This window comes from Variovorax boronicumulans NBRC 103145 (assembly GCF_001591345.1).
In the GTDB taxonomy this organism is placed as follows: domain Bacteria; phylum Pseudomonadota; class Gammaproteobacteria; order Burkholderiales; family Burkholderiaceae_C; genus Variovorax; species Variovorax boronicumulans.
Genome location: NZ_BCUS01000023.1, coordinates 45069 through 67624, shown reverse-complemented (window position 1 = coordinate 67624; position 22556 = coordinate 45069). Strand labels below are relative to the sequence as shown.

Annotated in this window: 19 protein-coding genes; 13 read left to right on the top strand and 6 right to left on the bottom strand. The window is 68.0% G+C overall.

What is annotated here, in order from left to right:
• Positions 1–62: 62 nt before the first annotated feature.
• On the bottom strand, positions 63–764 hold the full coding sequence (locus tag VBO01S_RS09585; protein WP_062473384.1) for an aspartate/glutamate racemase family protein: 702 nt from the start codon (positions 762–764) through the stop codon (positions 63–65).
• 132 nt (positions 765–896) lie between these two features.
• Here VBO01S_RS09585 and VBO01S_RS09580 point away from each other — a divergent pair, with 132 nt between their 5' ends.
• Both VBO01S_RS09580 and VBO01S_RS09575 read left to right on the top strand, forming a co-directional pair.
• Positions 897–1730: a MetQ/NlpA family ABC transporter substrate-binding protein gene (locus tag VBO01S_RS09580; RefSeq protein WP_062473382.1), complete on the top strand. Its 834-nt coding sequence runs from the start codon at positions 897–899 to the stop codon at positions 1728–1730.
• Entirely contained in the window at positions 1727–3082 is a 1356-nt protein-coding gene (locus VBO01S_RS09575; RefSeq protein ID WP_062473380.1) for an LLM class flavin-dependent oxidoreductase, read from the top strand. The genes VBO01S_RS09580 and VBO01S_RS09575 overlap by 4 nt, the downstream gene beginning before the upstream one ends.
• A gap of 141 nt (positions 3083–3223) precedes the next feature.
• On the opposite strand, the gene VBO01S_RS09570 is transcribed toward VBO01S_RS09575, so the two are convergent.
• On the bottom strand, positions 3224–4126 hold the full coding sequence (locus VBO01S_RS09570; protein WP_062473378.1) for a LysR family transcriptional regulator: 903 nt from the start codon (positions 4124–4126) through the stop codon (positions 3224–3226).
• A gap of 111 nt (positions 4127–4237) precedes the next feature.
• Between VBO01S_RS09570 and gcl the strand changes: the two genes are divergently transcribed.
• The 3 genes from gcl to VBO01S_RS09555 are packed head-to-tail and all read left to right on the top strand — an operon-like array spanning position 4238 to position 7769.
• Positions 4238–6031: a glyoxylate carboligase gene (gene gcl / locus VBO01S_RS09565; RefSeq protein ID WP_062473376.1), complete on the top strand. Its 1794-nt coding sequence runs from the start codon at positions 4238–4240 to the stop codon at positions 6029–6031.
• 17 nt (positions 6032–6048) lie between these two features.
• The gene (hyi, locus tag VBO01S_RS09560) at positions 6049–6834 is read left to right on the top strand and encodes a hydroxypyruvate isomerase (RefSeq protein ID WP_062473373.1); all 786 of its coding nucleotides are present in this window, start codon (positions 6049–6051) and stop codon (positions 6832–6834) included.
• Positions 6835–6857: 23 nt separating this feature from the next.
• Positions 6858–7769 carry a 2-hydroxy-3-oxopropionate reductase gene (locus VBO01S_RS09555; RefSeq protein WP_062473371.1) on the top strand — a complete coding sequence of 304 codons (912 nt, stop codon included), beginning with the start codon at positions 6858–6860 and terminating at the stop codon, positions 7767–7769.
• 98 nt (positions 7770–7867) lie between these two features.
• Here the strand turns inward: VBO01S_RS09555 and VBO01S_RS09550 are convergent, their stop codons facing one another.
• Positions 7868–9208: an NAD(P)/FAD-dependent oxidoreductase gene (locus VBO01S_RS09550; protein ID WP_062473369.1), complete on the bottom strand. Its 1341-nt coding sequence runs from the start codon at positions 9206–9208 to the stop codon at positions 7868–7870.
• A 220-nt stretch (positions 9209–9428) separates the two neighbouring features.
• Here VBO01S_RS09550 and VBO01S_RS09545 point away from each other — a divergent pair, with 220 nt between their 5' ends.
• On the top strand, positions 9429–11729 hold the full coding sequence (locus tag VBO01S_RS09545) for an NADP-dependent malic enzyme (protein ID WP_062473367.1): 2301 nt from the start codon (positions 9429–9431) through the stop codon (positions 11727–11729).
• A gap of 81 nt (positions 11730–11810) precedes the next feature.
• Here the strand turns inward: VBO01S_RS09545 and VBO01S_RS09540 are convergent, their stop codons facing one another.
• Genes VBO01S_RS09540 through VBO01S_RS09530 form a run of 3 tightly spaced genes read right to left on the bottom strand, consistent with a single transcriptional unit; the run spans position 11811 to position 15371 of the window.
• Positions 11811–12602, bottom strand: coding sequence for an aspartate/glutamate racemase family protein (locus tag VBO01S_RS09540; protein ID WP_062473365.1), 792 nt, complete (start codon positions 12600–12602; stop codon positions 11811–11813).
• Between the two features lie 15 nt (positions 12603–12617).
• Positions 12618–13667, bottom strand: a complete 1050-nt coding sequence (locus tag VBO01S_RS09535) for an S-methyl thiohydantoin desulfurase domain-containing protein (RefSeq protein ID WP_062473363.1) — start codon at positions 13665–13667, stop codon at positions 12618–12620.
• Positions 13668–13709: 42 nt separating this feature from the next.
• Positions 13710–15371 carry an OPT/YSL family transporter gene (locus VBO01S_RS09530; RefSeq protein ID WP_082818056.1) on the bottom strand — a complete coding sequence of 554 codons (1662 nt, stop codon included), beginning with the start codon at positions 15369–15371 and terminating at the stop codon, positions 13710–13712.
• A 159-nt stretch (positions 15372–15530) separates the two neighbouring features.
• Between VBO01S_RS09530 and VBO01S_RS09525 the strand changes: the two genes are divergently transcribed.
• The 7 genes from VBO01S_RS09525 (at position 15531) to VBO01S_RS09495 (ending at position 22553) form a co-directional block, all read left to right on the top strand.
• Positions 15531–16310 carry an IclR family transcriptional regulator gene (locus tag VBO01S_RS09525; protein WP_062473361.1) on the top strand — a complete coding sequence of 260 codons (780 nt, stop codon included), beginning with the start codon at positions 15531–15533 and terminating at the stop codon, positions 16308–16310.
• Between the two features lie 298 nt (positions 16311–16608).
• Complete coding sequence (locus VBO01S_RS09520) at positions 16609–17523, top strand: dihydrodipicolinate synthase family protein (RefSeq protein WP_062473360.1); 915 nt, start codon at positions 16609–16611, stop codon at positions 17521–17523.
• Between the two features lie 38 nt (positions 17524–17561).
• Positions 17562–18179, top strand: coding sequence for a TRAP transporter small permease (locus tag VBO01S_RS09515; RefSeq protein ID WP_062473359.1), 618 nt, complete (start codon positions 17562–17564; stop codon positions 18177–18179).
• A gap of 1 nt (position 18180) precedes the next feature.
• The gene (locus tag VBO01S_RS09510) at positions 18181–19446 is read left to right on the top strand and encodes a TRAP transporter large permease (RefSeq protein ID WP_062473357.1); all 1266 of its coding nucleotides are present in this window, start codon (positions 18181–18183) and stop codon (positions 19444–19446) included.
• 55 nt (positions 19447–19501) lie between these two features.
• A complete protein-coding gene (locus VBO01S_RS09505; RefSeq protein WP_062473356.1) occupies positions 19502–20500 on the top strand; it encodes a TRAP transporter substrate-binding protein in 999 nt (332 codons plus the stop codon).
• Positions 20501–20655: 155 nt separating this feature from the next.
• Positions 20656–21690 carry an ABC transporter substrate-binding protein gene (locus tag VBO01S_RS09500; RefSeq protein ID WP_062473355.1) on the top strand — a complete coding sequence of 345 codons (1035 nt, stop codon included), beginning with the start codon at positions 20656–20658 and terminating at the stop codon, positions 21688–21690.
• On the top strand, positions 21690–22553 hold the full coding sequence (locus VBO01S_RS09495) for an ABC transporter ATP-binding protein (RefSeq protein ID WP_062473353.1): 864 nt from the start codon (positions 21690–21692) through the stop codon (positions 22551–22553). Before VBO01S_RS09500 ends, VBO01S_RS09495 begins: the two co-directional genes overlap by 1 nt.
• The last annotated feature ends 3 nt before the right edge of the window (positions 22554–22556 follow it).

Below are 22556 nucleotides of genomic sequence, written 5' to 3'. Positions count from 1 at the left end.
GGGCGCCTTGCAGCCAGCCCCTTTGCCAGCCAACGCGACGCCAGAAATAGGGTGAACAGGCCCTAGCCGGCCTTCTGCGTGGCGCGGCGCAAGGCCGCACGCGCCAGCAGCCGCGTCGAGTCGAGCGTCGGCAGCGGCGAATTCGCATCGCTCATGATCAGCGGGATCTCGGTACAGCCGAGCACGACCGCGTCGCAGCCCTCCTCGTCCTTCAGGCGCTGCATCACGCGCTGGAAGGTGGCCACGGCCTCCGGCTTGAAGATGCCGCAGACCAGCTCGTCCATGATGATCCGGCCGATCTCGGCGCGCTCGTCGATCGTGGGGCGCACGTATTCCAGGCCGCGCGCCGAGAGCTTCTCGGGATACACCTCGCTGTCGGTCAGCCAGCGCGTGCCCGTGATGCCGATGCGGCGAAAGCCCCGGCGCACGGCCTCGTCGGCCACCACCTCGGCGATGTGAAGCCAGGGCCGCGGCGAATGCGGCGCCACGTGGTCGAAGGCCTGGTGGATCGTGTTGTCGGGGCAGATCAGGAAGTCCGCGCCCGCCGCGGCGAGCTTGTTCGCGGAGCCGAGCATCAGCGCGCCCACGCCCGCCAGGTCGCCCGCGTCCAGGCAGCGCGTGTACTCCGCGAGCGAGGGCGTGTGCATCGACACCTCGGGGTGCGCATGCGGGCCGAGCAGCGCCGCGCCCTCGATGCAGATGGTCTTGTAGCAAAGGGCCGCGCCTTCGGCGGAGCAGCCGACGATTCCGATGTGCAGGGTCATGGGGCGCATCCTACAAAAGCCGGCGCGGGTTATCCGGCCTGCGGATATGCAAGCGCGCAAATCTTCGTTCGCAGCGCGCAGCGTGCGTCCTAGAGTGCCCGACTCCCCTTGCCGTCTCCCGGAGTTGTCGCCATGCCTTCCCTTTCGCGCGCGCCCTCGTGGCTGCGCCGCCTTGCCCCGCTGTCCGGCGGACTCGCCCTGAGCCTGCTGCTGCTCGCGCCCGCCCACGCGGACGACCTGCGTGTCGGCTTCATGCCGGGCCCCTACCGCGACGCCTTCACCCACGGCATCGAGCCCCAGCTGAAGAAGCTGGGCTACAGCATCAAGTACGTCGAGTTCAGCCAGGGCGTGCAGCCCAATGACGCGGTGGAGCGTGGCCAGATCGACGCCAACATCTTCCAGCACTCGCTGTACCTGAACGCCACCAACAAGCAGCAGGGCTTCGACCTCGTGCCCGTGGTGCATGTGCCGACGCCGCCCATGGGCCTGTATTCGCGGCGTCACAAGACGCTCGACGCCGTGCCCGACGGCGCCACCGTCACGCTGCCGGCCGACCCGGTGAATGCGGCGCGCGCGCTCAACATCCTCGCGGCCATCGGCTGGGTCACGCTCAAGCCGGGCGTGAGTCCGCTGAGCGTGTCGGAGCGCGACATCGCGAGCAACCCCAAGCGACTGAAGATCGTGCCGCTGGACGCCGCGCAGGCGCCGCGCTCGCTGGCCGACGCCGACCTCGCGGCCGTGCAGGGCAACTTCGCCGTGGCCTCGGGCCTGAAGCTCACCGAGGCGCTGAAGCTCGAAGACATGACGCTGCCCTACGTCAACGTGGTGGCGGTGAAGCGCAGCAACGAACACGCGAAATTCGCGAAAGACATCGCCACCGCCTACCAGTCGCCCGAGTTCCAGAAGTTCTTCAAGGCCAACCCCGTGTGGGCGGGCTACCGACTGCCGGACTACTTCAACCAATGAGCAAGAACCACCCCACCGCGCCGCGCAGGCAGCTGCACCTCAACGTCAACATCCTGCATTCCGGCTTCGTGCCCTCGGCCTGGCGCCTGCCCGAGAGCGACCCGTGGGCGTTCGCCGACATCCAGCACTACATCCGTACCGCGCAGATCGCCGAGGCCGCCAAGCTCGATGCCGTGTTCCTGGCCGACAACGCCGCCATCGTCGACCAGATCCACTTCCGCCCGATCACCGCGCTGGAGCCCACCATCCTGCTGGCCTGCGTGGCCGCCGCGACCACGCACATCGGCCTCATCGCCACCGCCTCCACCAGCTACAACGAGCCCTACAACCTCGCTCGCCGCTTCGCCACGCTCGACCACGTGAGCGCCGGCCGTGCCGGCTGGAACATGGTGACCACGGCCGACCTGCCCTCGGCGCGCAACTTCGGCCTGGACACCACGCCCGACCACGCCAAGCGCTACGCCCGCGCCTCCGAGTTCGCCGACATCGTCAAGGCGCTGTGGGACAGCTGGGAAGACGACGCCTTCGTCGGCGACAAGGCCGCCGGCCGCTTCATCGACCCGGCCAAGGTGCATGCCCTTGCGCACCGCGGCGAGCACTTCGCGGTGCAGGGCCCGCTCAACCTGCCGCGCCCGCCGCAAGGCCACCCCGTGCTGGTGCAGGCCGGCGCCTCGGCCGACGGGCGCGAGCTTGCCTCGCGCCATGCCGAAGCCGTGTTCTCCGCCTCGCAATCGTTCGAAGAATCGCAGGCCTACGCACGCGCCCTCAAGACCCGCGCCGCCGAGCTGGGCCGAGGCCCCGACGCGGTGAAGGTGCTGGCCGGCCTCACCACCATCGTCGGCGCCACCGAAGCGCAGGCGCTTCGCCGCCGCGACGCGCTGGTCGACCTGATCCCCTGGGACTACAGCCTCACGCGCCTGGCCGGCACGCTGGGCATCACGCCCGACCGCCTCAAGCTCGACGAGCGCCTGCCCGACGACCTGCCGCTGCCCGGCAATGGCAACGGCAACCACACCTTCTTCAACGCCGTGGTCGCGGCCGGGCGCACGCACGGCTACACGGTGCGCCAGCTGATCCGCGAGCTCGCGGGCGGCGGCGGGCACCGCGTGATCGTCGGCACGCCCGAGCAGATCGCCGACGACATCGAACGCTGGTTCAAGGGCGGCGCGGCCGATGGTTTCAACCTGATGCCCGATGCGCTGCCGCACGGGCTGCAGGACTTCGTGGAGGGCGTGGTGCCGATCCTGCAGAAGCGAGGCATCTTTCGCACGGAATACGAGGGACGCACGTTGCGCGATCACCTCGGGTTGGCGCGGCCTGCTGGGCGGGCGGCACAACGGCTGGCAGCCTGAGGGTTCCGCTCCCCCACAGCGTGCCCTGTGCCCAGGACACTGGGTGCTTCCCGCAGCGAAATCAAGGAGGAGGCCGCAGGCCGGGGGACATTCGCGGAGGGAAGTACCCGGTGGCCTGGGCACGCGCCCCGAACAGTCGGCTCAGGCTTCCCACCACCCCTCGTCAAAGCGCCCCTGCAAGAAGGCCACGAACCCCGACACCTTCCCCGGCACCAACTTCGGTGAGGGAAACACCGCGTGGATCTCCTGCTCCGGCAACGCATGGTCCCCCAGTACGGCATTCACCTTCCCCGCAGCCAGCGACTCACTCGCCACATAACGCGGCATCAACGCGATCCCCAACCCATCACGCGCCGCAGCCAGCACAGCCGACAGGTTGTTGGAACGGAAGCGCCCCGACACCGGCACCGTCACCGGATCGCCCTTGGGTGTGTGCATGCGCCAGAACTCGTCGCCCACCACGCTGCTGTAGATGAGCGCCACATGCGCGCTGAGGTCCTGCGCACGCTTGGGCGTGCCGTGCTTCTTCAGGTAGGCCGGCGACGCCACCATGACCCACGGATTCGCGCCGAGGTAACGCGCCCCCAGTGACGAGTCGGCCAGCTTGCCCATGCGGATCGCCACGTCGATGCCCTGCGCGATGAGGTCGACGTAGCGATCCTCGAAGCTCAGGTCGAGCTGCACCTGCGGATGCCGGCGCATGTACTCCAGCGCCAGCGGCACCACCACGCGCCGCCCGAAGGCCACCGACGTGCCCACGCGCAAGAGGCCCTGCGCCTGGTTCTGGCGCAGCTGCACGATGCTGTCGGCCTCCTCCGCGTCGCGCACGATGGTCTTGCACTTCTCGTAGTACAGCGCGCCCGGCTCCGTGAGGCTCACGCCGCGCGTGTTGCGATTGAGCAGCCGCACCTTCAGGCGCGCCTCCGTGGCCGCGACCTGCTTGGTCACGGTGGGTTGCGTGGTGTTGAACTCGCGCGCCGCCTTCGAGAAGCTCCCCGTCTCGACGACCCGCACGAACATTTCCATAGCCAGTAGACGGTCCATGGCCGGATGGTAGCCAGTTATTCCATGGCGGAATAGGTTTTATGGCCCCCAGCCGTCTTCTTGGAATGCGCCCCGCTTCCTACAGTGAGGCCACCTCAAGGAGACTTTCAAATGGCAAAGATGACAGCGGTCCAGGCCGCAGTTCTGGTGATGGAAAAAGAAGGCGTGACGCAGGCCTTCGGCGTGCCGGGCGCGGCGATCAACCCGCTGTACTCGGCCCTGCGCCAGCGCGGCAGCATCTCGCACATCCTCGCGCGCCACGTCGAGGGCGCCTCGCACATGGCCGAGGGCTACACCCGCGCCGTGGCCGGCAACATCGGCGTGTGCATCGGCACCTCGGGCCCGGCGGGCACCGACATGATCACGGGCCTGTACTCGGCCTGGGCCGATTCCATTCCCATCCTGTGCATCACCGGCCAGGCACCGCGCGCACGCCTGTACAAGGAAGACTTCCAGGCGGTCGACATCGAGTCGATCTCCAAGCCCGTCACCAAGTGGTCGGTCACCGTGCGCGAACCCGGCCAGGTGCCGCAGGTGTTCCAGCAGGCCTTCCACCTCATGCGCTCGGGCCGCCCGGGCCCCGTGCTCATCGACCTGCCCTTCGACGTCCAGATGGCGCAGATCGAGTTCGACATCGACGCCTACGAGCCCCTCAAGCCCTACAAGCCGGCCGCCACGCGCGCCCAGATCGAGAAGGCCATCGGCATGATGCAGGCGGCCGAGCGCCCGCTGATCGTGGCCGGCGGCGGCATCATCAACGCCGACGCTTCCGACCTGCTCGTGCGCTTTGCCGAAGCCACCGGCGTGCCGGTGATCCCCACGCTCATGGGCTGGGGCGCCATTCCCGACGACCACCCGCTCATGGCCGGCATGTGCGGCCTGCAGACCAGCCACCGCTACGGCAACGCCACCGTGCTGGCCTCGGACTTCGTGCTGGGCATCGGCAACCGCTGGGCCAACCGCCACACCGGCTCGGTCGACGTCTACACCAAGGGCCGCACCTTCGTGCACGTGGACATCGAGCCCACGCAGATCGGCCGCGTGTTCACGCCCGACTTCGGCATCGTCTCCGACGCCAAGGCCGCGCTCGAACTCTTCGTCGAAGTGGCCGAGGAAATGAAGGCCGCCGGCAAGCTCACCGACCGTGGCGCCTGGGCCGGCGAATGCCGCGAGCGCAAGAAGACCTTGCTGCGCAAGACCAACTTCGACACCGTGCCGATGAAGCCGCAGCGCGTGTACCAGTGCATGAACAACCACCTGGAGCGCGACACCTGCTACGTGAGCACCATCGGCCTGTCGCAGATCGCGGCCGCGCAGTTCCTGCACGTGTACAACCCGCGCCACTGGATCAACTGCGGCCAGGCCGGCCCGCTGGGCTGGACCATTCCCGCCGCGCTGGGCGTGCGTGCGGCCGACCCGACGCGCAAGATCGTCGCGCTCTCGGGCGACTACGACTTCCAGTTCATGATCGAAGAGCTGGCCGTGGGCGCGCAGTTCAAGCTGCCCTACCTGCACATCGTGGTCAACAACTCCTACCTCGGCCTGATCCGCCAGTCGCAGCGCGGCTTCGAGATGGACTACTGCGTGCAGCTGGCCTTCGACAACATCAACGCACCGGCCGACGCCGGCATCGAAGGCAGCTACGGCGTCGATCACCTCAAGGTGGTCGAGGGGCTGGGCTGCAAGGCGATCCGCGTGCACAAGCAGGAAGAGATGGCACCCGCCATCGCCCGCGCCGAAGCGCTCATGGCCGAGTTCCAGGTGCCGGTCGTCATCGAGGTGATGCTCGAGCGCGTGACCAACATCGCGATGGGCACCGAGATCGACGCCATCAACGAATTCGAACCGCTGGCCGAAAGCACGGCCGACGCACCCACGGCCCTCGCCGTGGCGATGCTGGACTGATCGAGGAGACAAGAGACATGCCCAAGTTCGCAGCCAATCTCACGATGCTCTTCACCGAGCTGCCGTTCATGCAGCGCTTCGAGGCGGCCGCCAAGGCCGGCTTCAAGGCGGTGGAGTACCTCTTCCCCTACCCCTTCGACAAGAAGGAACTCACGGCCGCCCTGCGCGCCAACGGCCTGCAGCAGGTGCTGCACAACCTGCCGGCCGGCGACTGGGACAAGGGCGAGCGCGGCATCGCCTGCCACCCGGACCGCACCGGTGAGTTCCGCGAAGGCATCGCGCTGGCCATCGACTACGCCACGGCGCTGGGCTGCCCGCAGCTCAACTGCCTGGTCGGCAAGGTGCCGGCGGGCGTGAGCACCGACGCCGCGCACAAGACCGTGGTCGAGAACCTGCGCCTCGCAGCACGCGAACTCGAAGCCGCGGGCCTGCGCCTGCTGATCGAGCCGATCAACACCTTCGACATCCCCGGCTTCTTCCTCACGCGCACCGACCAGGCGCTGGCGCTGATCGACGAGGTGGGCTCGGACAACCTGCGCGTGCAGTACGACATCTACCACGCACAGCGCATGGAAGGCGAGCTGGGCAACACGCTCACCAAGCAGCTGGCGCGCATCGGCCACATCCAGCTGGCCGACAACCCGGGCCGCGGCGAGCCGGGCACGGGCGAGATCAACTACCCGTGGCTGTTCCAGCACATCGATGCGCTGGGCTACGACGGCTGGATCGGCTGCGAATACAAGCCCCGCGCCACCACCATCGAAGGCCTCGGCTGGCGCGAAGCCCTCACGAAGAAGCAATGAACGTTCACGAAGGAAACAGAGACATGACCACTGCAGCACAAAAAATCGGATTCATCGGCCTGGGCATCATGGGTGCGCCCATGGCGGGCCACCTGCTCGACGCAGGCCACGAACTCTTCGTGAACACGCACGGCAACACGCCGGAACCCTTCGTCTCCAAGGCCACCATCTGCGGCTCGGCCGCCGAAGTGGCGCGCAAGGCCGACATCGTCTTCATCATGGTGCCCGACACCCCGGACGTGGAAAAGGTGCTGTTCGGCGCGCCCGGCGCAGAAGGCGTGGCCGACGGCCTGAAGGGTTCGCAGGGCAAGATCGTGGTGGACTGCAGCTCCATCGACCCGATCGCCACCAAGGAATTCGCGCGCCGCATCGTGGCGCTGGGCGCCGGCTACATCGACGCGCCGGTTTCGGGCGGCGAAGTGGGCGCCAAGGCCGCGAGCCTGACGATCATGTGCGGCGGCGACGAAGGCACCTTCGGCCGCGTGAAGCCGCTGCTGGACAAGATGGGCAAGAACGTGACGCTGGTGGGCGGCGCGGGCGACGGCCAGGTCTGCAAGGTGGCCAACCAGATCATCGTGGCGCTGAACATCGCCGCCGTGAGCGAAGCCCTGGTGTTCGCCTCGAAGGCCGGCGCCGACCCCGCCAAGGTGCGCCAGGCGCTGATGGGCGGCTTTGCCAGCTCGCGCATTCTGGAAGTGCACGGCGAACGCATGATCAAGCGCACCTTCGCGCCGGGCTTCCGCATTTCGCTGCACCAGAAGGACCTGAACCTGGCGATGCAGAGCGCGCGGTCGCTGGGTGTGGCATTGCCGCAAACGGCCAATGCGGCGCAACTGATGAACGCTTGCGCAGCGATGGGCTACGGCCAGCTGGATCACTCGGCGCTGGTGAAGGCGCTCGAGGCGCTGGCACAGCACACGGTTACCCCGGATTGACCAGCAAACACCGAGGAACCGGCTTTGCCGGGCCTCAGGTGTTGCCCCCGGTAGGGGGTTGGCGTAGCGACACGAAGTGCGCGCAGCCTGGGGGCGAGCTAAGTTTTTGCAGCTTCCAGCGATTCCTTCAGATTGCGTCGGCGCCATGCCCAAGTCTTCACGGCCTGCGGCAGGATGCCGATGCACGACGCGTAGTACGTCACCTTGAAGCCCCAGAAGCGCGGCCCGATGGGCGTGTTGCGGAACAGGTCGCCGGCCAGGATGGACAACAGCGCCTCCTGCATGCGCCAGATGTTGCGCGGCGCCATGAACAGGCGGCGGATGGCGGGCGAGGTGATGCGGTAGATGAACCACGAGAACATCTTCGGCCCGTGCTTCATCACCTTCTCGTAATGGCGGAAGGCCTTCTCGGCCTCCTTCGCCTCGCCCTTGAGCCAGTGGTCGGCGCAGGTCGCGGCCTCGAAGCCGCTGTTCATCGCCAGGTACACGCCCGAGGAGAACATCGGGTCGACGAAGGCATAGGCGTCGCCCACCATCATGAAGCGGTCGCCGCGGCAGAACTTGGAGTCGTAGGCGTAGTTGCCGGTGGTGGTGGCGCCTTCCATCAGCGTGGCGTTCTTCAGCCGCGCGGCCAGCTTGGGCGCCAGCGCGATGGTCTGCATCAGGAAGTCTTCGAGCGACGCGCCCTGGCGGCGCTTGAAGTAGGCCGGCGAGGCCACGGCGCCCACGCTCACGGTGCCGTCCTTCAGCGGGATGTACCAGAACCAGCCGTGGTCGAACCAGAAGAGCGAGATGTTGCCCTCGAAGCGGCCCGGCCGGCGCTCGGCGTTGGCGAAGTGGCCGTACAGCGCCGCGCTCGCATGCTTGCGGTTGCGCTGCTTGGCGTCGAACTGGTTCGACAGCAGCGTGTCGCGCCCGCTGGCGTCGATCACGAAGCGCGGGCGCCATTCGGTCTCGGTGCCGTCGTCGGCCTTGACCTTCACCAGCGGGCGGTTGTCGGGCGTTCCCTTGCCGGCGTCCATGTCGACGCCGGTGACGCGCCGGCCCTCGAAGGTGCGCGCGCCGCGCTTGCCGGCGTGGCGGAACAGCAGCTCGTCGAATTCCGAACGGCGCACGTGCACCGCATAGGGAAAACTCTTGTCCATCGCCTGGCCGAAGTCGAAGTGGCTGCTGTGGTCGTGCCAGGGCGAGACGAATTCGGCGCCGTGCTTGCGCAGGCCGATGGCCTCGACCTCGGTGCGCACGCCGAGCCGGTCGAACAGCGGCATGTTCATCGGCAGCAAGGATTCGCCGATGTGAAAGCGCGGGTGCTGCGCCTTCTCGAGCAGCACCACGTCGTGGCCCTTGTCTGCGAGCAAGGCAGCCACCGTGGAGCCCGAAGGGCCTCCGCCGATGACCACGACGTCCGGCTCGGTGCCGGTGAAAGGTCCGGGTGTCATTCGATGTCCCTCCGTGTTGTTCTGTGGTTGTGGACGTTGGTTCGCCGCACCGCCCGTGCGGCACGGATTTGCCCCCCGGAAACGGGGGTGTTGAAGTTTAGCGAGTCGGCAGACCCTCTCGATCAGGCGGAAGATAGAGGGTCTCGTCGTTCCCCCCGAGAGAAGAGGCCGCGCTTTTGCGGTAGCCTCATTGCCCGCCAGAACCTAGGAGACTTTTCAAATGGCTGCATCCCTGTCCCCCGCTGAAGAAGCACTTCGAGAAGCAGCGCGCGAATACCACCGCTCGCCCGTCAAGGGCAAGATCTCGATCACCCCCACCAAGCCCCTGCTGAACCAGCGCGACCTGTCGCTGGCTTACTCGCCGGGCGTGGCCTACCCCTGCCTCGACATTGCGGAAGATCCCGCGCTCGCGGCCGAATACACCGCCCGCGGCAACCTCGTGGGCGTCATCACCAACGGCACCGCCGTGCTGGGCCTGGGCAACATCGGCCCGCTGGCCTCCAAGCCCGTGATGGAAGGCAAAGGCTGCCTGTTCAAGAAATTCGCCGGCATCGACGTGTTCGACATCGAGCTGGCCGAGAACGACCCCGACAAGCTGGTCGACATCATCGCGGCGCTGGAGCCCACGCTGGGCGGCATCAACCTCGAGGACATCAAGGCGCCCGAGTGCTTCTACATCGAGAAGAAGCTGCGCGAGCGCATGAACATCCCGGTGTTCCACGACGACCAGCACGGCACGGCCATCATCTCGGCCGCGGCGCTGCTCAACGGCCTGGAACTGGTCGGCAAGAAGATCGAAGACGTCAAGATCGCCGTCTCGGGCGCTGGCGCCGCCGCCATCGCCTGCCTGGACGTGATGGTCGGCCTGGGCGCCAAGCCCGCCAACATCTACGCCTGCGACTCCAAGGGCCTGATCTACATGGGCCGCGCGGGCGGCTTCGACGAATCGAAGGCCCGCTACGCCCAGAAGGACACCGGCGCGCGCACCCTGGCCGACGTGGTGAAGGACGCCGACGTGTTCCTGGGCTGCTCGGCCCCCGGCGTCATGAGCGCCGAGATGGTCAAGACCATGGGCACGCAGCCGATCATCCTGGCGCTGGCCAACCCCGAGCCCGAGATCCGCCCCGAGCTGGCCAAGGCCGTGCGCCCCGACTGCATCATCGCCACGGGCCGTTCGGACTACCCGAACCAGGTCAACAACGTGCTGTGCTTCCCGTACATCTTCCGCGGCGCGCTCGATTGCGGCGCGAGCAAGATCACGGAAGAAATGAAGCTGGCCTGCGTGCGCGAGATTGCCGACCTCACCAAGGCCGACATCAGCGAAGAAGTGGCCACCGCCTACGCCGGCCAGGAGCTGGCCTTCGGCCCCGACTACATCATTCCCAAGCCCTTCGACTCGCGCCTGATCCTGCGCATCGCACCGGCCGTGGCCAAGGCGGCCGCCGCCTCGGGCGTGGCCTCGCGCCCCATCGAGGACATGGAAGCCTACCGCCAGCACCTGACGCGCTTCGTCTACCAGACGGGCATGTTCATGCGCCCGGTGTTCAGCGCCGCCAAGATCTCCACCACCAAGCGCGTGGCCTACGCCGAGGGCGAGGACGAGCGCGTGCTGCGCGCCGCGCAGTGGGCGGTCGACGAAGGCCTGGCCCAGCCCATCCTGGTAGGCCGCCCCGCCGTGATCGAGGCACGCATCCAGAAGGCCGGCCTGCACATCCGCCCCGGCACCGACTTCGAGATCGTGAACCCGGAAGACGATCCGCGCTTTCGCACCTACTGGGAGAGCTTCCACAAGCTCATGGGCCGCCGCGGCGTCACGCCCGAGGCCGCCAAGACCATGGTGCGCCGCTCGAACACCACCATCGCCGCGCTGATGCTGCACCTGGGCGATGCCGACGCGATGATCTGCGGCCTAGTCGGACGCTTCGACGTGCACCTGGAGCACATCCGCAACCTGATCGGCCTGAAGCGCGGCGCGCCCGGCTTCGCCACGCTGAACGCGCTCACGCTCGAAAAGCGCACGGTGTTCATCACCGACACCAACGTGAACGAAGACCCGAGCGCCGAACTGCTGGCCAGCATCGCCGTGATGGCCGCCGAAGAGGTGCGCCGCTTCGGCCTGCCGCCGAAGGTGGCCTTCCTGTCGCACTCGAACTACGGCACCTCCAGCCGCGGCTCGGCGCGCAAGATGCGCCTGGCGCGCGACCTGTTCTCGCAGATGGCACCCGACATCGAGTGCGACGGCGAGATGCACGGCGACGCCGCGCTGTCCGACGAGATCCGCCGCACCGCCCTGCCCGAGACCACGCTCACGGGCGAGGCCAATCTGCTGGTGTGCCCGAACCTCGACTCGGCGCACATCCTCTACAACGTGCTGAAGATGACGGGCGCGAACGGCATCACGGTGGGCCCGATCCTGCTGGGCGCCGCCAGCTCGGCCCACGTGCTGACGCCTTCGGCGACGGTGCGCCGCATCATCAACATGACGGCGCTGGCCGTGGCGAAGGTGAAGTCCCAGGACTGACGCCGACGTTTCCTCCATGAAACACAACGCCCCGTCGCGGTCTCCGCGGCGGGGCGTTTTTCATGGGCCGTGCTCAGGCGCTCAGGCGCGCACAGGCGACACCACGGGCACGTCGGCCGGGTCGAACACGTTCCAGGCCAGCAGCTCCTTGTCTTCGGGCGGTGGCTCGCAGCCGCCGACGCGGCTGGGCTTCCAATCGAAACGCTGTTTCATGTCGGCCAGCGCCTCGGCGCGCTTGAAGGCCGCCAGCGCCGAATCGATGACGGGCACGCCCAGCGCGTCCTGCAGCTGGCGGTAGAAGCCGAACTCGAGCGTGCAGCCCAGGATGAGCGCCTCGGCGCCGTCCTCGTCGATGGCGCGGCGGCCCTGCGCGATCATGCGGCGCACGGTCTCGTCGCGGTCGCGCTGGAAGTCTTCCACGCCGAGTTCCAGCGCACGGAACGAGGCGATCAGGTGCGCATGGCCGTACTCGCGCACGCGCGCCTCGATGCGCGGCACCCACTTGCGCCGCCCGACGATCACCGACACCTTCTGCGCCAGGTTGGACGCGACCTCGAACGAGGCCTGGCAGGGCGCGACCACCACCGTCTGGCCGGAGATCTCGCGCGCCTCGACCAGCACCGGGTCGTAGAAGCAGCCGACCACCACGGCGTCGAAGCCCTGCTGCGCGGTGTCGCGCACGGCGCGCACGATGTCGGCGCCCAGCAGCGCCTCGTAGCTCTGGTACTCGACGTGGTGCTGCACCGACGCGTTGCGCAGCGACACCACCTCGACCTCGGTGCCGGGGTTCTTCACCTGCGCGAACTCCTGCGCGAAGCGCGCGTTGTAGGTGTCGTTGCCGACGGCCCGAATCCAGCGGATACGCAGTGCCATGTCGTGTCTCCCCGTTCAGGCCGGCGCGAAGGCTTCGCCCAACGACTTCTCGAGCGGGCGGTACAGCTCGGGCATGAACATGGTGCGCGACAGCAGCAGCCGCGCGCGCGGCGCCACCAGCACGCGCAGTCGCGCGCCCTGGCGCACATGGGCCGACACCACGGGCTGGCCGTCGTCCGAGAAGGTCATGATCAGGTCGGGAAAGCGTGCGATGCGCTCGCCGCCCTGCGCCAGCAGCATGTACTCGTTGATGAAGCGCAGCGTGGTGCCGGCCGCGTCGTCGAGCTCGACCACGCCGACGTCCAGCCCTTCCTGCTGCTCGCAGCGGTAGCTGCGCACCGTGCCTTCGGCGACGAGGCGGCCGTCGAGCGAACGGGCCACGGCATCGACGCCGCCGTCCAGGAAGGTCTGGCCCAGCGCGATGGCGTGGCTGATGGCGCCCGGTGCGCCGTGCTGGCGCGCATAGCCCACGGTCACGGGGTTGCGCGCCACGGCCACGAGGCCGCCCGCCTCCACCGAGGCGCGGCGCACCACGGCCGAGGTCTGCTCGAGCCGGCCCGACACAACGCCTTCGACATAACGGTGCGGCTCGCCGCCCGCATAGGCCTGCACCGAGAGGTAGTCGGGCTCGGTGTGCAGGCCCAGCGCGCCCATCACGCTCGAGGGGTGGGCGCGGCCGTTGCACGCGAGGTCGATCACGGGCAGGCCGGTCATGGCGGCGTGGAACCAGCCGTTGACCGTGGTCTCGGCGCCGTTCTCGTTGGCATGCAGCGCGACCAGCTTCTGGCCCGCCGGCAGCTCGCGCCGCAGCAGCTCCAGCGTGCGCAGCAGGTGCGCCGGCTGCACGTGCGGATCGGGCGCGGCCGGCGCGCCGACCAGGGCCATGGTGGCGGTGAGCGCGGCGTCGTCGAACTCGTCGACGCTCCACAGCTGCGGCGTGCCGACCTGCAGCGCCAACCGTGCGGCGCGCTCGCCGGCCGCGATGAGCCCGCCGCCCCCGCCGCCGAGGATGGCGCCGCCCCAGATGGCCGCGCGGACGTCGTCGCTGGTCAGATTGCGTTTCATGGATTCGATTCCTGTGTGTGTGATGAAAGGAAAGAAGGAGAACTACTTGCGCAGGCTCTTCACCGCGCCCGAGAAGAAGCTGTAGAGCGCGTCGCCCGCGATGACGCCGCCGGCGAACACCTCGAGCCGCTCGCGCGCGGCGGCGCCGAGCACACCGTGCACCGCGAGCCGGCAGGCGATGCCGGCCGCGACCATCCAGCCGGCCATCGGGCTGGCGATGAGCAGGCCGGTGGCGAACAGCACGCCCAGCTGCTGGCGCGGCCCGCCCGCCAGCTGCAGCAGCGCGCCGGGCACGGCCCACAGCGCGAGGTTGCGCGCGGTCTCGCCCGAGATGCCCGCCTTGATCGCGGCCACGTAGGCGGCGTTGATCGGTGCGGTCTGGTGGTTGGCGAAGAACAGCGGGTAGGCGCAGGCCACCACCACGATCGCCACGCCGAAGCCGACCATGCCGGCGATCATCTGTTCGCGCCGGCCTTCGAGTTCGAAGGCCGAGCCCGAGGCCTCGCCGCGCAGCAGGTGGCCGGCCTTGAGGTCGTAGCCCATGTCGGCAAAGGCCGGGCCGGTGGCGGCCGAGAAGCCGGCCAGCACCACCAGCGCCTCGGGCGGAAAGCCGATCAGGATGCCCAGCAGCAGCGAGATCAGCGCCACCGCGAAGGCCGGGAACCAGCCCGAGTGCATGGCCGCGATGCCCACGATGAGTTCGTGCACGAAGGCCGCGAAGGTGCCGTACACGATGAACAAGGCCAGCATGCCCGGCGACATGCCGGTGTAGATGCCGGTGCCCGCGCACAGCAACACCATGATCGCGAGGTAGCCCGCGCCGCCCAGCTTGAGCGAGCGGCCGAGCACGCTGGCGCCGCGCGCCTCGGCCAGCGCTTCCTTCGTCGCGGCGGTGCTGTCGGTGTCGGCCGCGCGCCCGTGCTTCTTCAGCACCACGCGCGCCACCTGCACCAGCGCGACGAGGCCGGCGCCGATCATCATCCCGTGCGGCACATAGCGCGTGCCGATGTCGAAGCCGAACAGCGGCGCCGAGTAGCCGCGCACCAGCAGCCCGATGCCGAAGGCGGTCATGGCGCCGAGTCCGCCGATCAGCGCCACGCCGAAGGCCGACATCGGCAGCTTGAACACCGCGCCCGCCACGCCGGTGGCCAGCCCGCCCAGCAGCAGCCAGGCCTGCTTGCCGCCGCCGTCGCCCGCCTTGATGGCCTCGGCCGCGGCGATGCCCAGCGGCCACGGGTTCTTCGCCGGGAAGGCGGGCGTGTCGAACATGCGGTACAGCAGCCAGGCGTCGAGCAGCATCGCCAGGCTCACGCCGACAAGCATCGGCACCACCATCTGCGGCAGGCCGAACAGGAAGGGAATGCCGATCGGCAGGAACAGGCTGTTGGCCGCGCCGAAGGTGGCCGACGAGATGCTCGTCTGCGCGAGGTTCTGCGCATGCACCGAGCGAAAGCCCCGGAACATGGCCAGCGGCACGCGCGCCAAGGTCATGGCCGCGAGCGCGCCGATCAGCGAGGTGCTCGGCGTGATGCCCAGGCTGGCCAGCATCTGGATGCCGACGATGGCGCCGAACACGCTCAGCACCACCGTGAGGATCAGGTTGGCGGGCGCGAGCGCCTTGGGATGCAGCGCGGCCGGCGGCAACGCGGTGTGCCCGGCGCCCTTGTCTTCCAGCGGCGCGACGGCGGTCACTTCATGGTGCATGGTCATTCCTTGTTAGTTCCATATTTTGGAACCATGTCCAATAAACTTGAACTGAATGATAAAACCGTACTTTCGGCTGTCAAGCGGGCGTTCACCCGGGTCGGCCGAAAGACGCACCGACACCGAACCTATGATTCCCACCCCAACCCACCGAACACGATGAGCACCCTTGCCAACGCCATGGACGTCCTGAAGCTGATCGCGCGGCTGCGCCGCGACATCACGGTGACGGACGTCGTGACCGAGCTGGGCCTGCCCAAGAGCTCGGCCTCCCGCACGCTGAGCATGATGGCCGGCTACGGCTTCCTGGACCGCGACGCGGCCACGCGCGCCTACCGCCCGGGCGGCGTGATCATGGAAGCCTCGTACCACTTCCGCGCCTCGCGCAACACGGCCTCGCTGGTCGAGGAGGCGCTCGACGCGCTGGTGCGCGAGACGGGCTGCACGGGCTACATCAACGTGCTCGATGGGGCCGACACGCTCGTGATCCAGATGCGCACCGGTGCCGGCGCGCTGCAGATCTACACGCCGCCGGGCAGCCGCGCCCCCGCCTACTCCAGCGCCATGGGCCGCGCGCTGCTGGCCCGCCTGGACGACGACGAAGTGGGCGCCCTGATCGGCACCAAGCTCGACCAGGGCCGCGGCCACGCCCCGAAGACGCGCAAGGACCTGCTCGCGCGCCTGGCCGTGATCCGCGATACCGGCTGGGCCCTGTCGCGCGGCGAGTACGTGACGAACGTGGCGGGCATCTCGTCGGCGGTGCTCGACCCCGCCACGCGCCAGACCTATGCCTTCGGCATCGCGCTGCCCGCGGAGCAGCTGTCGGAAGCGCTGGTGGAACGCTTCGGCGCCACGGTGCGCGACGCCGCCAGCAGCGTGGGCAAGCGCGTGGGCGATCCGTACTGGCTGGGCTTCGGGGCGACGGCCGCGCTGACGTAGCCGCGCCTGCTCCGGCGCAAGCCGCACGCCCCGCCGCGTTCACCGCTGCGGGGCTTTTTTTCGCCTGCCGCATCGTGAGGCGCCTCGGTGCGCAGGGTGCGCCAAGGCGGTGCTTCCGGGCGTCCGACCGCCCCTTTCCGAAGCCTCCAACCACCATTTCGGCTGGCATGCAATCTGCTAATACCCTGAGCAGATATTTCTCATATCTTACTAATATATTTAAAAACCAAGCCTTCAAGCCCTGGTTTCGACCGCTGTCCGCAGCGCCCTTTTCTTCTTTTTTTCGAGGTACGCACCCATGAGCAATCCCCGCTGGCAAGGCATCTTCCCCGCCATCACCACCAAGTTCCACGCCGACGAAAGCATCGACGCCGAGGGCACCGCCCGCCACATCGACTTCCAGATCCGCAACGGCATCCACGGCCTCGTCACCTGCGGCTCGCTGGGCGAAGCCAGCACGCTGACGCTGGAAGAAAAGCTGCAGGTCGCGAAGATCGCCCTGGAAGCCGCCGACGGCCGCATCCCCGTGCTGGCCAACGTGTCGGAGACCAGCACCCGCGAAGCCCTGCGCTACGTGGACGGTGCCAACAAGCTGGGCGTGGCCGGCTACATGGTCATGCCCTCGGTGATCTACGTGGCCGACGCGCGTGAAGCCATGCTCAACGTGCGCACCATCGCCAACGCAGCCCAGAAACCCATCATGGTCTACAACAACCCGGTGGCCTACCGCGTGGACCTCAAGCCCCAGCACATGGTCGAGCTGGCCGATTGCGAATGGATCGCCGCCATCAAGGAAAGCACCGACGACATCCGCCGCATCACCGACCTGCGCAACACGGTGGGCGACCGCTACCAGCTGTTCCTGGGCGTGGACGACCTGGCCTACGAAGGCCTGGCGCTGGGCTGCGACGGCCTGCTGGCCGGTGTGGGCTGCGCCTTCCCGCGCGAGACGGTGGCGCTGTACGACCTGATGAAGGCCGGCAAATTCGCAGAGGCCCTGAAGCTCTACCAGTGGATGACGCCGATGCTGCACCTGGACGTGTCGACCAAGCTGGTGCAGAACCTCAAGCTCATCGACCTGCTGGTCGGCGTGGGCACCGAGCACATGCGCCGCCCGCGCCTGCCGCTCATCGGCGAGGAGCGCGCCTTCATCGAGAAGGTCGTCGCCAAGGCGCTGGCCACGCGGCCCGCGCAGTACCAGTCGGTCATGTAATCGCCGCACGCACGACGCACCGCAAGGCCCAGAACACCATGCAAGAAAACGCCTTGAAAGGAAGCGGCGGCCTGTCCCGCCGCGTGCTCGACGCGTCGGACCTCGTCCTGCGCTGCGAGCGCCACCTGCTCAGCAGCCTCATGGGGCTGCTCATCGTGCTGGTGCTGCTGAACGTGGTCACGCGCTACGGCGGCTTTCCGCTGTACTGGGTGGACGAGGCCTCGGTGTACTGCGTGGTCTGGCTCACCTTCATCGGGGCGTCGGCGATGACGCGGCTGCGGCTGGACTTTGCGGTGACCCTGCTCACCGACAAGCTCGGTACCCGGGCCGCGCGCATCGCCAAGGCCAGTGCCTCGGGCGGCGTGCTGCTGCTCGGGCTGGCCCTGCTCGCGATGTGCTGGCTGTGGATGGACCCGGCCGGCATCGTGCGCCACGGCTTCGACGCGAAGGAGTTCGCGGCCGAGAGCTTCAACTTTCTCTACACCGAGCGCACGCAGACGCTCGACTGGCCGACGTGGGTGGTGCAGCTCATCCTGCCGATCTTCGCGCTCACCCTCAGCGTGCATGCGCTGGCCAACCTCTTCGAAGACCTCGGCCTGCAGCCCAAGCGCACGCACGACGAGTTCCATGTCGCCAACGCGGACGCCGTGAACTGAAATGCTGACCTCTGCCTTCTTCCTGCTGATCATGCTGGTCGGCGTGCCGATCGGTGCCTGCCTGTGCCTGTCGGGCATCGTCTACATCCTCAACTCGGGCGACACGGTGCTGTTCCAGTCGTTCCCGGTGCAGATGTTCGGCGGCGTCGACAGCTACAGCCTCATCGCGATTCCGCTGTTCATCCTCATCGGCGAGATCATGAACGGCGGCGGCATCACGCGCCGCCTCGTCGACCTCGCGCTGGCCTTCATCGGTTCGGTGAAGGGCGGGCTGGCCTACGTGAACATCCTGGCGAACATGCTGGTGTCGTCGATCATCGGCTCGGCCACCGCGCAGGTAGCGATCATGAGCCAGATCATGGTGCCCGAGATGGAGAAGCAGGGCTACGACAAGACCTTCGCGGCCGGCATCACGGTGTACGGCGGCATGCTCGGCCCGATCATTCCGCCCTCGGTGATGTTCGTGGTGTACAGCGTGCTCGCGCAGGTGGCGGTGGGCGACATGCTCATCGCGGGGATCATCCCCGGCGTGATCCTCACGGTGCTGTTCTTCATCGTCATCGCCGGCATGGGCGTGATCTACAACTACCCGCGCACCGAGAAGCGCACCGCCCGCCAGCGGCTGCACACGATCCTCACGGCCTGCCCGACGCTGCTCATTCCCATCGTGATCGTCGGCTCGATCCTCGGCGGCCTGGCCAACCCCACCGAATCGGCGGCGGTGGGCGCGGTGGCCGCGGTGCTGGTGGGGCGCTACGTGACCAAGGAATTCCGCTTCGCGATGATTCCGCAGATCCTGCTCAAGTCGGCGATCTACTCGGCGGTGGTGCTGTTCCTGGTGGCCGCCGCCGCGGTGTTCTCGTGGCTGCTGATCTACGGCAAGGTGCCGCAGGCCACGGCCGCATGGATACAGACCGTGGCGAAGGACCCGATCGCCTTCCTGCTGCTGGTGAACGTGATCCTGCTGGTGATCGGCACCGTGATCGACGGCATTCCCGGTCTCATCATGACCGTGCCGATCCTCTTGCCCATCGCGACGGAGATCTACGGCATCGACCCGCGCCACTTCGGCGTGGTGGTGGTCATCAACCTCGTGCTCGGGCTGATGACGCCGCCGGTGGGGCTGAGCTTCTTCGTGGCCTCGGCGGTGACGGGTGCCAAGCCCGGAAAGATGTTCATCGTCACGCTGCCCTTCTTCCTGATCTGCTGCGTGGCGCTGGTGCTGCTGTCGCTGTTCCCGAGTCTTTCGCTGGCGCTCATCAAGTAAGCGCTGAACCGATCTCTCTCTCACTTCCCTTCACCTCACCCCACAGGAGCTTCGCATGGCCCTCTCCCGCCGCCAGTTCGTCCAGGCCGCCGCCGGCACCGCCGCCGCGTCGACCGCCCTCTTCGGCACCCTGTCGCGTGCCGCCGCCGCCAAGGAATTCCGCCTGGGCCTCATCACGCCCGCGGGCCACTCGTGGAACCGCGCCGCGGTGAGCTTCGGCGAGGCGCTGAAGAAGGCCACCGACGGCCGCCTGAGCGCCACGGTGTTCCACTCGGGCCAGCTCGGCAACGAGTCGGCCATGATGCAGCAGCTGCAGTCGGGCGCGCTCGACATGGGCTGGATCCAGGCGGCCGAGCTCGGCTCGCGCGTGGCGAGCGTGGCCGCCATCAACGCGCCCTACCTCGTGCGCTCGACCACCAACGTCGCCTCGCTCGTGCGCACGCCCGCGGCGCTCAAGCTGCTCGACGTGCTGCCGCGCGAGACCGGCACCATCGGCCTGGGCTGGGGCATCACCGGCATGCGCGTGGTGTTCGCCACCAAGGACATCGCCTCGCCCACCGACCTGAAGGGCATGAAGCTGCGCATCAACCCCACGCCGGTGTACCGCGACTTCTACCAGCTGCTGGGCGCCGCGCCCACGCCCATTCCCACGCCGGGCGTGTTCGACGCCATGTCCAACGGCCAGGTCGACGGGCTCGAAGCCGACATCGAGTTCTCGTGGAACCAGCGCTTCGACCGCGTCTCGAAAACGCTGCTGCCGATGAACGCGCTGTTCATGCCCTTCGCCCCGCTGGTGTCGGGCCGCATCTGGCAGACGCTCGACGCCAAAGACAAGGCGCTCATCACCGACCTCGTGAAGCAGCAGCTCGATGCGCAGATCAAGGACATCGTGACCACCGAGCTGGGCCTCATCGACAAGTTCAAGGCCAGCGGCATCGCGATCAAGAGCGCCACCAACTACAACCCCGCGCCGGTCATCGCCGAATTCGACAAGGTCTGGCTGCCCAAGGCGCCGCAGATCGCCGAGCTGCGCAAGATCGGCGCCGCCCTCTGACGACGGCCCGAGACCCCGATTCCCAGGCGCGGTGCATGCCGCACACGCCCTGGGCGGGCCGCGCACCTTGGTGATTCACCGGAAGGGTTCGCACCAATCGCGTGCGGGCACCGTTTTTGCTTGAATGCCGAAGCATTCACATTCACGGAACCCGCATGAACAAGCGTCAACTGATCCAGTCCTTCCTCGCCGCCTCGGCCCTCAGCTTCGGCCTGTCTTCGGCCATGGCCCAGAGCCCGACGCCGATCAAGTTCCAGCTCGACTGGCGTTTCGAAGGACCGGCCGCGCTGTTCCTGCACCCCGCGGCCAAGGGCTACTTCAAGGCCGCCGGCCTGGACGTGACCATCGACGCCGGCAACGGCTCGGGCGGCACCGTGACGCGCGTGGCCTCGGGCGCCTACGACATGGGCTTTGCCGACCTCGCGGCGCTGATGGAGTTCCACGCCAACAACCCCGACAGCCCGAACAAGCCGGTGGCCGTGATGATGGTCTACAACAACACGCCGGCCTCGGTCATGGCGCTCAAGAAGAGCGGCATCACCAAGCCGGCCGATCTCGCCGGCAAGAAGCTCGGCGCGCCGGTGTTCGACGCCGGCCGCCGCGCGTTCCCGATCTTCGCGAAGGCCAACAACATCGGCGCCGTGAACTGGACCGCCATGGACCCGACGCTGCGCGAGACCATGCTGGTGCGCGGCGACATCGACGCCATCACGGGCTTCACCTTCACCTCGCTGCTCAACCTGGAGGCGCGCGGCGCCAAGGCGGCCGACGTGGTGATCCTGCCCTACCCCGACTACGGCGTGAAGCTGTACGGCAACGTCATCATCGCCTCGCCCAAGCTGCTCAAGGACAACCCGGCGGCGGTGAAGAAGTTCCTCTCGGCCTTCGCCAAGGGCGCCAAGGAAGTCATCGCCAACCCGGCCCTGGGCATCGAGTCGGTGAAGGCGCGCGACGGCATCATCGACAGCAAACTCGAGACGCGCCGCCTGCAGCTGGCCATCGACACCGTCATCAACAGCGCCGACGCGCGCACCGACGGCTTCGGCGCCGTCAACGCGGGCCGCATGTCGCTCATGGCCTCGCAGGTGTCGGACGCCTTCAACACCAAGACGCGCGTGAGCCCCGACGCCGTGTGGACCGCGGCCATGCTCCCGCCCGCGGCCGAGCTCAGCGGAATCCTGCGCAAGTGATGGCGGCCGGCGCAACGACACCCGACGCAGCCGCCCCCTTCGTCGATTTCCAGGACGTCTGGCTCGCCTACAACGAAGAGCTGCTGCGCGCCAACCACTTCGCGGTCGAGGCCATCGACCTGAAGGTGACGCGCGGCGAGTTCATCGCCATCGTCGGCCCCTCGGGCTGCGGCAAGTCGACCTTCATGAAGCTCACCACGGGGCTGAAGATGCCCTCGATGGGCAAGATCCGCATCGACGGCCAGCCCGTGACCGGGCCGCTGAAGATCTCGGGCATGGCCTTCCAGGCGCCCTCGCTGCTGCCGTGGCGCACCACGGTCGACAACGTGCTGCTGCCGCTGGAAATCGTCGAGCCCTACCGCTCGAACTTCAAGGCCAAGCGCAAGGCATACGAAGAGCGCGCCCGCCGCCTGCTGCAGAAGGTGGGCCTGGGCGGCTACGAGGACAAGTTCCCGTGGCAGCTCTCGGGCGGCATGCAGCAGCGCGCGAGCATCTGCCGCGCGCTCATTCACGAGCCCAAGATGCTGCTGCTGGACGAGCCCTTCGGCGCGCTCGACGCGTTCACGCGCGAAGAGCTGTGGTGCATCCTGCGCGACCTGTGGACCGAGCAGCAGTTCAACGTGATCCTGGTCACGCACGACCTGCGCGAGTCGGTGTTCCTGGCCGACACGGTGTACGTGATGAGCAAGAGCCCGGGGCGCTTCGTGGTGAAGCGCGAGATCGACCTGCCGCGCCCGCGCGAGCTGGAGCTGACCTACACCAAGGAGTTCACCGACATCGTGCTCGAACTGCGCGGCCACATCGGCGCGATCCGCGGCAACGCCACCACCTCCACTGCTGCTGCGGCGGCGGCAGCGCACTGAGGA